The following is a 10,489-nucleotide window of genomic DNA, read 5'->3' as shown; positions in this document are numbered from 1 at the left end:
CCCTCAGCGGGCGGGCTACCCGATCAGTGCCTTGCGGTAGGTCTCCAGCGCGGTGACGCCCGCGGGGACCGTCTCCTCGGCGCTCTCACGTTCCAGCTCGACCCGCACCCGCCGGCGCGCGCCCTCCGTCGTCAACAGGTCCGTCATCGCGGAGCACACAGCGGCGAAGAGCTGTGCGGAGAAACGGCCGTTGCTCAGGTTCCTACTCATGGCCTCGGTCACGTACCGGGCCACGGCGACGTCGGACGGCTCGTAGAAACGCGATTGCCCCGAGGCTGCCAGGGAGGCGTACCAGTCTGCCGCGACAGGGTGCCAGTCCGCGTCCGGCTCCGGCCAGATGACCGGCTCGGAGCCGGACGGAGCACGGACCAGGACGGGCCCGTCGTCGTCCTTGTTACGGCGGCGCCGCTCGGACGACCGCTTCGGAACAGGACCACGGCTTCCCATGAAGTCACCTCCGAAGGCACAGAAGAAGCGGAAGAACGGGGAGCGGGGCCACCCCGTTCCCGGCACGGCCGCCCCTTGCGGGGCGGGTCACTGGCCAGGGCGGGGTGGCTCCGCGCGTTGCCTCACGACCTCGGCAGACCACCCCGAGTGACGGCAGGGTGCGTGATGCACGGGCAACGCAGTCCAGGAAGGGCCTCGCGACCCCAAAACCCGTACACACAGGGAGCTGCTAGGCGTATCGCCTCGGATCCGGACCGGGGGGGGAGGGGACACCCCCCAGGGGGTGACCCACACCACGTCACTCACCGTGACGACGTCCGGCCCGGGTGGGGCTCCTCCGGGTGCCGTCGACCCGGCCTCCTGGCCCTGCCGGCCGCCCCCTCAGCCGCGCTCTTTTGAGCATGGCAGGGGTAGCAGACGCCTTGGAGTGCACGGTCGCGGTGGTCGTCAGTCATGGCCTTGACATGGTCGACCTGGGTGGACGAGCGGACGCCGCAGATGCGGCACACCGGGTCACGCGCCAGGATGCGGGCCCGGATCACCGACCAGTTTGCCGGCAGTCGGGCGGCCCGGTTACTGGTATGCCAAGGCAGAGGCCGTCACCTCCGGGCATGTCGGTGACGTGAAGCTGGCGCCCGCCCCAGGGGGCGAACCCGGATCTCTGCGACATAACTTCGGCGAATGCCGCACATTGGCCGCGCACCTCTCCCTTGGGTCAGGCGGGCGTGGGGAGTCCGCACGGGCTTGCAACCCCGTTCGGCTCGTCCTCGGCAGCGGGGCCGAGGACCGGTTACTAATGGGCGGTGCGGACCCCTCGCGGTCCGGGCCGGAGTCGAACCGGCTGGCCCCACCCGTCGGCGGGGCGGCTCCCTGTGAGCTGCTGGACCGTGCCGCCCCGGAAGGGCGGCGGGCAGTGTCAGGTGGTAATCGCTTCGGTGATCCGGGCAGATCGGTCATGCGGTCGAACGCTCCCGACTGGTGAGGTAGGAGCGGACCTCCCGCAGGTCCACGAGCGCGCGGCCCGCGTTGTCGTATCCGTGGTGTTCGACGTGGCCGCGCCGGATCCACTGACGGATGGTGCCCGGGGTGACGTGGACGTACTGGCCGGCGGCGACGGTGTCGCAAATGATCGGTGTGGGTGTCGGGGACACGTGCGTCTGCCTCCGTCCCGGTACGCCGAAGGCCCCGCCGGCAGGGGGAGCCAACGGAGCCTTCTTGTGTTCACTTACCCCGGTATGCAGGCATACGGGGGGCGCTGCAATCGAGTGTGACACGGTCTCCGGGAAACCCCAAACGCCTCTGGGGAAGGCGGTCAGGCTTGCTGAGCGCCTTACCCGCCAGGGGCAGCGGGCGTACGTTTTGGGCCATGATCACTGATTCAAGTTCCCCGCCAGGTCAGGGTGTTTACGAGGTCACTGAGACCGTCAGCCGCATCACTCCTCTGACAGGCAGTGAGAAGAAGCCGGAATTTAGTCGTGCGGTGGTCTTCAGCGGTCCCGTGACCACGAGCCTGGCAGTCCGCACGGACACACTGGACATCGCCCGCCGTTTCGACATCTGGATGCCGCCGGACTTTCCCGAAGAGTGGCGGAAGGCCGCGCTGACGCTATCGGCGCCCCGGTGGAGGCAGGGCGACACCCACGGTCTCCTGAGGGCGTCAGCACTAAGGCGTGTCCGGTGAGTTGGGTCTCTGCGAGTTGCCTGCCGAGCCCGCGGCACAGTGCAGGCGCACGGCGCCAGGAGGAGGCGTGTGGGAGCGCGGCGTGAGTCGTGCGGCTCCTGATGAGGTAGTCGAAGGGGAGTTGCTGGGCCGAACCGTCGAGGAGACCACATGAGGTTGATCCGTCGCTTGCTGGTGATGTTTGCCGCTACGAGCGTGTTTTGCTTGTCCGGCGCTGGGATGGCGGCTGCGGCGCCTCTTCCGGGTGTGGACGCGTTGCTCGCGCAAGTGAAGTCGCTTGGCGATCTCGGCGGGGTTCTGACACCTGTCACCGATGTCCTCGACGCCGCCTTGCGAGCTGGAGGCTAGGGACTGTCGGGCAGGTCGTCAGCGGAGCCAGAGTCGGATCGCGGCGAGGGTGACCGTGCCCTGGAAGACATACGCTCTCTTGTCGTATCTGGTTGCTACGGCGCGGAAGCCTTTGAGGGCGTTGACGGTGCGTTCGACTTCGTTCCTGCGGGCGTAGCGGGCCTGGTCGAAGCCGGTGGGTCGGCCGCCGCGGCTTCCACGGCGTTGGCGGTTGGCCCGCTGGTCCCGGCGTTCAGGGATCGTGTGCCGGATCTGCCGTCGTCGCAGGTAGCGACGGTTGCGGCGGGAACTGTACGCTTTGTCGCCGCAGACGTAGTCGGGGCGCGTCTTCGGATGCCCTCCGGCCGGGCGCGGGACACGGATACGGTCCAGGACCGGGGTCATCTGCGGGGCGTCACCCCACTGACCGGGGGTGACCAGGACAGCGAGCGGACGGCAGCCGCCGTCGCTCGCCAAGTGAATCTTGGTCGGCAGGCCGCCGCGGGAGCGGCCGATCGCCTCGTCGGGCCGGTGATGGGCAGGCCGCCCGCGCCGGCCTGGTACCCGCACCGGGCGGTGGCGGGCTCCGGCGGCATGCTGATGGGCGCGGCAGGATGTGGAATCGACGCCGACCATGGACCAGTCGATCCGGCCCTCCGCATCGGCAACGGCCTGCACTCCCCGCAGGATCCTCTCCCACGTGCCGTCAGCCGACCACCTGCGATGCCGGTCATGAACTGTCTTCCACTTCCCGAACCGTGTCGGCAGGCCCCGCCACGGAATGCCGGTGCGCTGCCGAAACAGGATCCCGTTGACCACTCTGCGGTGACACGACCACCGCCCGCCCCGGCCAGTGTTCTTGGGCAAGTGCGGCTCAAGCCTGGCCCACTCCCGATCCGACAAATCCCCTCGCCCCACGCCGACTGAAACGACACCAGCACGGCTCGGTCACGCGACTCGTCGGACACGCCTTAGGGCGTCTGACGGGTCAGTGACGAACCGAGGCGAGGACTCGTTCCCGGGCATGTGTTCACGGCACCGTCACCCTGGCCGCGATCCGGCTGTGGCTTCACGCATGACCCGCCGGACAGAACCTAGCTTCCTCGCGTGAGACCGACCCAGGTGTCCGCGGTCTTCGGGATTACGTACAGGGGGTCGGTGTCCCCGTTCCATCCGATAGGGACGACGTAGTAGGCGTCCGGGCCCTCGACCAGGCGCCGCAGCCCGGTGTACCGATAGCGGTGTCGCCGTCCGGCACCGAGGTCCTCCTCGTGCACGCCGTTCAGGCTCAGGCGCTGCTCGCTCAGCACTACCACGCCAGTCCACTGCCCCACGTGGTGAGCGTGCTCCTGGGCGTTGTGCGCGCCGAGGTACGAGGCACCCAGGGTGGCGGCCCACAGGAGCAGTAGCCCGGCCCCGAGGAGCGGAACCCCTCCGGGGCGCGGTGCGCTCCCGGAGCGAGTCCGCTTGTCGTCCGCCGGGCCCGCGGCAGCGTGCCCAAGTAGGAGCCCCACGGCGAGCGTGACAGGGGCGGTCCAGCCGTAGTAGGGAGGGAGACGCGTCCACAGCAAGATCAGGATCAGGCCGGTGACGACCAGGAGCAGGTGTAGATGCCACCGTGCTACGGCCGCCCGCATGGCGGACAGACCGACGGCCACAGGGCCGGGCAGCCGCACGAGCTCGGCGGCGAGCAGGAGGACGCTGCCGGTCACGAGCACGGGGAGGGTGAGGAGACTCATGCTCCCGGTGACGAACTCGGAGAACCCGAAACCCAGGTTCCACGGTGAGAGGTGGAAGTAGCCGTAGAAGCTGCTGAGATACACCGCGCCGAGGTAGAACATGAGCGCGGCGATGACGGACGCGTGCCCGACGACGACTTTGACGAGGGCGGCGGGGTCGTTGGAGCGGGGGGAGGTCACGGGGCGCCCCGTGACGGAGCGCCCGGCTGGGTGAGCCACGGCGTTGGGGCTGGCAACTGGTTGGGACCCGGAGGGGTGCCCACTCGTGAGGGGACCGGTACGGGGTTCACGGGCTCCGGGGTGCTACAGGACGCCGAGCTGCCCGTCGGGGACGCCGAGGAACAGGTCTTATTGTCGTTGTCGCAGCCGGCGCAGCACAGCAGACCGACGAGGAGGCCAGCGGCCGCTCCAATGTGCGTGATGCCCATGGTGCCTACGGGGTGGACGACGGTGATGGCGGCGTCGGCCGCGTTGGCACGGGCACGGGGTTCGGGGGCTTCGAGGGGCCGCTCGGTTCCGGCGGGGCCGGGGGCGGCGGCACGGACCTCCCCGAGGGTACGGAGCTCCCCGAGGGGGACGGGGTGGGCGCGTGCGTCGCCGTTCCGGTGGAGGAGGTGGTCGGCGCAGGCCCATCATGGTCGTCGTCGCACCCCACACAGCACAGCAGTCCCACGGTGATTCCGACGACCACGACGCATTGCCCAGTCCTCTTGCCCATCCCGACCTCCTCAGGGGAAGGCTAGGCCGATCCCCTGGCCAATGCTCGACACCACTACGGGGGAAGGGGCGCGTCATCCGTGTGGAGGCGGAGAACGTGGCGCAACCCCTCGGACAGGCCCTAGTGAGCGGCTGTATCGGCCCCTACGGGCACGACGCCATGGCAGTGGAGGTCTGGCACCCCGACGGCTACACCCTCATTCCCTGGGTGGATTTCGGCAGCCTCAGCAAGTCCCACTCGTGCGACCTGGACGGTGTCCGCGTGGCTGGGGGCCGCATCCACGGTGCGGGCCCCTCCTACGACACCCTTGTCCGTCACGCCAAAGCGCATGGTCTCCGCCCGGTGGACCTGGGCCTCGGCGCCGCGCTGTGGACCGGTAGCGCACCCGCCCCCGTGGTGTGAGGGTCGGCCGGTCAAGCAACCTCGGCGAGGGCGGCACTCAGGTCGAGGGCATCCCACGTCGTGCGGCACCACGAGCAGGTGACCGTGGTCGCGCCGGGGACGTACCGCAGGGCAGCGCCACAGGAGTGCCGTTCGTCGTCCTCGACAGACGCGGGGCAGTATCCGATACGGCGGGCGCGCGTAGCCGGGTCGAGCAGTCCGGCCACGGTCCGGTGCGCCTCACCTATCTCGGTGGCGAACTCCGCCACTGCGGGGTGCCGTTCGACGGCCCACGGCACATTCAGGCGAAGGGCACTGGCCGCTTCGCCCAGCGGGTCCTTGCGGTACGTCGGCGCGTCCCACGCCAGTTGCTCATGCCAGTCGCGGAGCCAGCTGTCGAGGGTGACCGTCACGGCGGTGATGGTGTCGAGCACGCTGAGGTTGATCGGGGCGGGCGGCTCGGCGCAGGTACGTGTGCGGTACGCCGGCGCGTCGGTGCGCGCGCCGGGCATCAGGAGACCGTGGAGATCCTGGACGAGGGCGGGGAGCTGTGCGAGGTGGTCGCGGATCCGCCGTTCGCACGGCCGGCAGGCGTAGCGGTGGCGCTCGGCGGACCAGAGGTCGCGGGTGCAGATGCTGCACGTAGGACGCTGAGCCGGTTCCGAGTGCTGGCCGGGCCGGGCGTGCGCCTCGCGGGCGTCGAGGCGGGCGTACAGGGCGTCGAGTTCGTCGTCGGTGATAGTGCTTGCGGTGTGGCGGGTCACGCTGCGGCCTCGGTGGGGTCGGTGCGGCGGGTGGTGAGTCGTCGGGTGGTGGGGCGGTAGCCGTGGTCGGCCTCAGTACGGCCGCCCCAGATGCCGAATTCCTGGTGTTCGCGTGCCCAGTCGCCGCAGGCGGTGCGGACGGGACAGCGGAAGCACAGGGCCTTGGCAGCGGCGGCGCGTTCGAGTTGCTCTTTCTGGCGCTCTGGCCGGTCGGGCGGGAAGAAGAGGTCCGGGGCGGTGGTACAGGGAAGCCGCGCGTCATCGCTGTGGGGTACGTAGGGCGGCGGGCTGATCTTGATGGGGAGAGGCACGGGATGCTTTCCGGGGTGGCGCGGGCGGGGTTCAGAAGGGCGAGCGACTGACGGGCTGTACGCCCGCCTGCGGGGCTGGCCCTGCCTGGCGGGTATCTGATGCCCAGTGCGGGGGCGCGGGGGCGTCAGCGGCGCCGCTGTGGCTGTTGGTGCGTATGGGGCGGGAGATGCTGGATAGCTGCGCTTGGACGCTGACGTGGCGTGCGCCGTCCCGCTCGCGGTCGTCGGGGCGCAGATGGCCGGTGACGGTCACCGCGTCGCCCTTGGCGAGCTGGCCGGCGGCGGCTTCCGCCAGGCGGTCCCACGCGGTGCAGCGGAGCCAGAGCGTGCCGGCGTCCTCCCACTGGCCGGACGTGGGGTTCTTGCGGCGGTCGTTGCAGGCGACGGTGAAGGAGGCGACCGGGGTGCCGCTGCCGGTGAAGCGGAGGACCGGGTCAGCGGTCAGGCGGCCCGTCGCGGTCAGGCGGGTGTCAGTGGCCACTACAGGATTTCCTGGGGGACGTGCCGCCCGGTGCAGGTGATCAGCTCATGCAGGGGGCGACGGCGGGCGGTGGGGTCGGCGGCGCGGGTGCGCTGGGCGCGAAGGGCCGCGAGGTAGGCGGGCACGTCGTCCGGGTCGGCGTCGGGGACCTCGGGCGACTGCCCGGGGCCGTGGACGTGACGGATGCGTGCCGCGCGAGTGCGGCGGATCTCCGCGATGATCTCGGCCGGGCTGACGAACGGCTGCCGGGAGGCGACCACAGCGGCGGCCTGCCGTGCGTCACCCAGGTCGTAGGGGCCGAGCACGTCGTACCAGGCATCGGGCGTGAAACTGTCGATCTTCTGCTGCGGGCACAGGGCCGTGATGTACCGGGTCAGGACCACGGTCTCGTCGGGGGTCATGCGGTAAGGGCTCTCAAGGTGTCTGCGGTGTCTTGGGCGGCCATGCGGGCACGCGCACGGGCCATGGCGGCGTCGAAGAGGTCCGTAGTCGCCTGCTGCCGCCGGTCCATGACCGGTGCCACGACAGGCGCGTCCGGTGCGCCGACGGGGACGTCCGGGGTGCCGTCCCATACCCGGATCAGGTAGCGGATCGAGCGTGGTGGGTTGGCCGGGTTCCACGCCCGCCGAGCCGCGTCGACCAGGCGGGGGACGGGGACTCGTTCAAGGTGCCGGCGCAGGGCCTGGCGGTCCGTGCTGTCCGTCCGCCATTGCAGGTGACACCCGGCGGCGGCGAGCTGATCAGCGAGCGTCCGGGCGAACGGCGGTACCCCAGGGGCGTCTTGTGGGGGATGGAGGGGGGACGGTTCTATCCCGTCAGGGATAGAACCGGGTACGGGTACGGGACGGGTACGGGACGGGGCACTGTTACTCACGGGGTTACTCACGCCGTTAGTCACCCCGTGAGTAACGGCGTTACTCACCCGCTCCCCCGGCGCGGCCACGGTGCCGTCGTCGGCCGCGCGCCGTTGCCGATATGCCCTCTGACGTGCGGCGTTGCGTTCGCGCTCGGCCCGGACGTGGTCGGCGGTCGGCTGGTAGTCGTGGAAGTCGTGCAGCACCCAACCGTCTTCAACGCGGTCCCACAGCCCGGCGTCTTCGAGCTGCCGTGCTGTCGCCGTCATGCCGCGCACGTGCGCCACAAGACGAAGTTCGCGGTCGCTGATGCGTCCGTCCGTCAAGTTCGCCGCGCACCAGCACAGGGCGGAGACGTGCAGCCGGAAGGCCCGGTCCGTCAGCATGGCCACCTTGCGGTGCGTGGGGAAATGATCATCCAGGCGGACCCAGGGCACGGGGGTTCCTCTCTGGCCTCGTGGGCGGTCAACAGGGGTGTGGCAGGCAGCAGGCGGAGCCCACCGGCCGGGCGGCGGTCACGCGACTTCCGCCTCGGCGCGCAGGGCGCTGATCCGGTACACGGCGATGCGGTGGCCGTGGGTGTCCGGGCTCGTGGAGGGCACCGTCCTGCCCGTGTTCGTGATGGCGCGGGAAGAGGCCAGTCCTCGGACAGCGGCACCGAGCAGCCCATGGGGAAGGTCCGCGGGCAGGCGTTCACGGAAGTCGTTGGCAGAGAAGTCGGGGACGGTCAGAGCGTGATCAAGGATGAGCGCCTGGACCAAGGCGAGCTGTTCCCGGTCGGCGGCGGACCGGATGCGGTCCAGAAGCCGGTTCGCGCTTCGCTCGGCGCGGAATTCGTGCAGGGTGCCCATCACGCGGCCTCGGCTTCCTGCTCGACGCCGACGACGGCACCCTCCACGGCCCCGGACAGCCGCCGGAGCGTGGGGTACAGGCTCGGGTGGTCGTCGGGGGGCGGGGTCCCGGCCCGGACGCAGTCGAGGAAGTCGGCGGCGCGTTCCCGGAGGTACCTCGCCTCGTCCTCGTCCCAGGTGATCGTGTACTCGCGGTAGTCCTGATCGCCGATCAGGACGGCGACGTGGGCGACGTCCAGGCCGAGGGTGTCGAGCTGCCAGATCACTTGGCCCCGGTAGGCGACGGGCACGCGGTCCGTCCCGGTCTCCCCCCATTCACTGCTGTCACTGCTGGTCTTGATCTCCAGCACAGCCGTCGGACCTCCATCGGCCGGCGTGACGATCCGGTCCGGGGTGGCACGCTGCCAGTCCCGGACCCGGCTCGCCCATGTGCCGGTCTCATGGACGACAAGTTCCGGGTGGGCCTCGGCGAAGCGGGCGGCAATGACAGGTTCGAGACGGATTCCCCGGCGCATAGCGGCTGTTGGCGCCGCGTCCTCGACCGGCGTTCCGGTCTTGTCGTGCCAGAGGGACAGCGGGGAGCGCCAGCGCGACAGGCCAGCGATTACGGGGGCCTCGGTGGCCGTGACGACCAGACCGGACCGCACGGCCGCCCACTCCGGCGTGCCAGGAATGTGGGAGCCGAGGAAGCGCGCATCAGGAAGGTGGAGAGACATGTGGTGCTTTCGAGCATGCCCAGAACCGCGCATGCCGTGACAACGGCGAGGCGGGGGGGAGGGGGTACGTGTCAGATAGGCCGGTCAGCCGGTCCGCCCGAACGCCACCACGGGCCGGGGGCCCTCGCGGGGCGGACGGACGGTTTTTCGCGAGCGGGATTGCGTCAGCTAAATGACGCGCCTATCGATCTTGCGCACCGAAGGAACACCATCGGCGGCGGAACTCAAAGATCAGCTCAGGGCGTCATGCGATTGCCGGCAGATCAGCCGGGGTGAGCCCTCGGGGAACTCGTGACAGAATCTCTCCTTCGCAGAGGGCCAGGCACTGACCTGCCCCTGTGGGTATGCGGCGGCAAGGCATGCACTGCCCGTCGTCGCTATTGAAGTGTCCGGCCGCTCGTGGCGTAGGAACCTCGCGGTCGGACGATTTCTCGCGCGACTCCTGCCCTGGGCTGCAAACCCCTGGGCAGGAATCGCGTCAGCCGGGACACCACTGCCGGGTGTTCCCGCCAGTCGCGCCGCTTCGAGATGCGCGGCGAACCGCGAAGGCGCCCATCACGGCCTTCAAGATCGCCCAGGGATGCCCGATTGGTGGTGCATCCGGGCGCATCCATCTCAGTTGCCCCGCTTGGTTCTGAATTTAGGCCGGGGTTCTGGCATAGTCAACTGAGATGGATTTCAGGAGGGATCTCCCCATGACAAACGAAGGCAAGCCCTCGGAGGGGCCGCAGTACCCCGCAGGGTCGGGCCCCCCGGCAGCGGGTGAGTCCCTTGCGGACAAACTCGACCGGCTATTCAAGATCGTCCACCCCAAGGACCGTGGTCCCTACAGCACGGACGAGGTAGCCGCCGAACTGAAGAAGAGGGGCGGTCCGACCGTTTCGGGCACCTACCTCTGGCAGCTCCGGACCGGCCGGCGCAACAATCCCACGAAACACCACTTGGAGGCCCTGGCGGGGTTCTTTAAAGTCCCCGTTGCGTACTTCTTCGACGATGATCTATCCCGCCGGCTCGGCGCCCAGCTCGAACTTCTACAGGGCATGCAGGAGGCGGGTGTCGAGCAGGTGGCCTTTCGCGCTGTCGGCCTGTCCCCCAAGGGAATGGATGTCGTCGTCTCCATGATCGAGAAAGTGAGAGAGCTGGAAGGGCTCCCGGCGGCAGAATCAAACCACCCAGACGGTTAGCATGGGTCCTGGCGTTAAGGCAGCGTTAAGAGCGT

14 protein-coding genes are annotated in these 10,489 nt (G+C 69.6%); 3 read left to right on the top strand and 11 right to left on the bottom strand.

The window, feature by feature from the left end:
• Positions 1-15: 15 nt before the first annotated feature.
• Complete coding sequence (locus AB0E98_RS27130; protein WP_361707423.1) at positions 16-447, bottom strand: hypothetical protein; 432 nt, start codon at positions 445-447, stop codon at positions 16-18.
• 953 nt (positions 448-1,400) lie between these two features.
• Positions 1,401-1,598, bottom strand: a complete 198-nt coding sequence (locus AB0E98_RS27125; RefSeq protein WP_361707420.1) for a hypothetical protein — start codon at positions 1,596-1,598, stop codon at positions 1,401-1,403.
• 680 nt (positions 1,599-2,278) lie between these two features.
• Between AB0E98_RS27125 and AB0E98_RS27120 the strand changes: the two genes are divergently transcribed.
• Entirely contained in the window at positions 2,279-2,476 is a 198-nt protein-coding gene (locus AB0E98_RS27120) for a hypothetical protein (RefSeq protein ID WP_361707417.1), read from the top strand.
• A gap of 18 nt (positions 2,477-2,494) precedes the next feature.
• Here the strand turns inward: AB0E98_RS27120 and AB0E98_RS27115 are convergent, their stop codons facing one another.
• Positions 2,495-3,373 carry an IS5 family transposase gene (locus tag AB0E98_RS27115; RefSeq protein ID WP_361707415.1) on the bottom strand — a complete coding sequence of 293 codons (879 nt, stop codon included), beginning with the start codon at positions 3,371-3,373 and terminating at the stop codon, positions 2,495-2,497.
• A gap of 176 nt (positions 3,374-3,549) precedes the next feature.
• Positions 3,550-4,374 carry a hypothetical protein gene (locus tag AB0E98_RS27110; RefSeq protein ID WP_361707412.1) on the bottom strand — a complete coding sequence of 275 codons (825 nt, stop codon included), beginning with the start codon at positions 4,372-4,374 and terminating at the stop codon, positions 3,550-3,552.
• A gap of 634 nt (positions 4,375-5,008) precedes the next feature.
• On the opposite strand from AB0E98_RS27110, the gene AB0E98_RS27105 reads away from it, so the two are divergent.
• Positions 5,009-5,314, top strand: coding sequence for a hypothetical protein (locus AB0E98_RS27105; RefSeq protein WP_361707410.1), 306 nt, complete (start codon positions 5,009-5,011; stop codon positions 5,312-5,314).
• Between the two features lie 11 nt (positions 5,315-5,325).
• Here the strand turns inward: AB0E98_RS27105 and AB0E98_RS27100 are convergent, their stop codons facing one another.
• The 7 genes from AB0E98_RS27100 to AB0E98_RS27070 form a co-directional block, all read right to left on the bottom strand.
• Complete coding sequence (locus AB0E98_RS27100; RefSeq protein ID WP_361707408.1) at positions 5,326-6,057, bottom strand: hypothetical protein; 732 nt, start codon at positions 6,055-6,057, stop codon at positions 5,326-5,328.
• Positions 6,054-6,368, bottom strand: coding sequence for a WhiB family transcriptional regulator (locus tag AB0E98_RS27095; RefSeq protein WP_361707405.1), 315 nt, complete (start codon positions 6,366-6,368; stop codon positions 6,054-6,056). Before AB0E98_RS27095 ends, AB0E98_RS27100 begins: the two co-directional genes overlap by 4 nt.
• Before the next feature lie 31 nt (positions 6,369-6,399).
• On the bottom strand, positions 6,400-6,849 hold the full coding sequence (ssb, locus tag AB0E98_RS27090) for a single-stranded DNA-binding protein (RefSeq protein WP_361707402.1): 450 nt from the start codon (positions 6,847-6,849) through the stop codon (positions 6,400-6,402).
• The gene (locus AB0E98_RS27085; RefSeq protein WP_361707400.1) at positions 6,849-7,250 is read right to left on the bottom strand and encodes a hypothetical protein; all 402 of its coding nucleotides are present in this window, start codon (positions 7,248-7,250) and stop codon (positions 6,849-6,851) included. Before AB0E98_RS27085 ends, ssb begins: the two co-directional genes overlap by 1 nt.
• Entirely contained in the window at positions 7,247-8,140 is an 894-nt protein-coding gene (locus AB0E98_RS27080; protein WP_361707398.1) for a hypothetical protein, read from the bottom strand. The genes AB0E98_RS27085 and AB0E98_RS27080 overlap by 4 nt, the downstream gene beginning before the upstream one ends.
• 78 nt (positions 8,141-8,218) lie before the next feature.
• On the bottom strand, positions 8,219-8,557 hold the full coding sequence (locus AB0E98_RS27075; RefSeq protein WP_361707395.1) for a hypothetical protein: 339 nt from the start codon (positions 8,555-8,557) through the stop codon (positions 8,219-8,221).
• Positions 8,554-9,270, bottom strand: coding sequence for a lambda-exonuclease family protein (locus tag AB0E98_RS27070; protein WP_361707392.1), 717 nt, complete (start codon positions 9,268-9,270; stop codon positions 8,554-8,556). The genes AB0E98_RS27075 and AB0E98_RS27070 overlap by 4 nt, the downstream gene beginning before the upstream one ends.
• 695 nt (positions 9,271-9,965) lie before the next feature.
• Here AB0E98_RS27070 and AB0E98_RS27065 point away from each other — a divergent pair.
• Positions 9,966-10,454 carry a helix-turn-helix domain-containing protein gene (locus AB0E98_RS27065; RefSeq protein WP_361707390.1) on the top strand — a complete coding sequence of 163 codons (489 nt, stop codon included), beginning with the start codon at positions 9,966-9,968 and terminating at the stop codon, positions 10,452-10,454.
• The last annotated feature ends 35 nt before the right edge of the window (positions 10,455-10,489 follow it).

The sequence above is a fragment of the Streptomyces sp. NPDC037389 genome (assembly GCF_040636475.1).
Lineage (GTDB): Bacteria > Actinomycetota > Actinomycetes > Streptomycetales > Streptomycetaceae > Streptomyces > Streptomyces hesseae.
Note: the sequence above shows the minus strand (reverse complement) of the source record. Positions and strands in the feature narration are given on the sequence as shown.

Excerpts from the sequence above, each read along its gene's own strand:
- AB0E98_RS27120 (WP_361707417.1), top strand. The coding sequence starts at position 2,279 with ATGAGGTTGATCCGTCGCTTGCTGGTGATGTTTGCCGCTACGAGCGTG.
- AB0E98_RS27130 (WP_361707423.1), bottom strand. The coding sequence starts at position 447 with ATGGGAAGCCGTGGTCCTGTTCCGAAGCGGTCGTCCGAGCGGCGCCGC.
- AB0E98_RS27085 (WP_361707400.1), bottom strand. The coding sequence starts at position 7,250 with ATGACCCCCGACGAGACCGTGGTCCTGACCCGGTACATCACGGCCCTG.
- AB0E98_RS27065 (WP_361707390.1), top strand. The coding sequence starts at position 9,966 with ATGACAAACGAAGGCAAGCCCTCGGAGGGGCCGCAGTACCCCGCAGGG.
- AB0E98_RS27070 (WP_361707392.1), bottom strand. The coding sequence starts at position 9,270 with ATGTCTCTCCACCTTCCTGATGCGCGCTTCCTCGGCTCCCACATTCCT.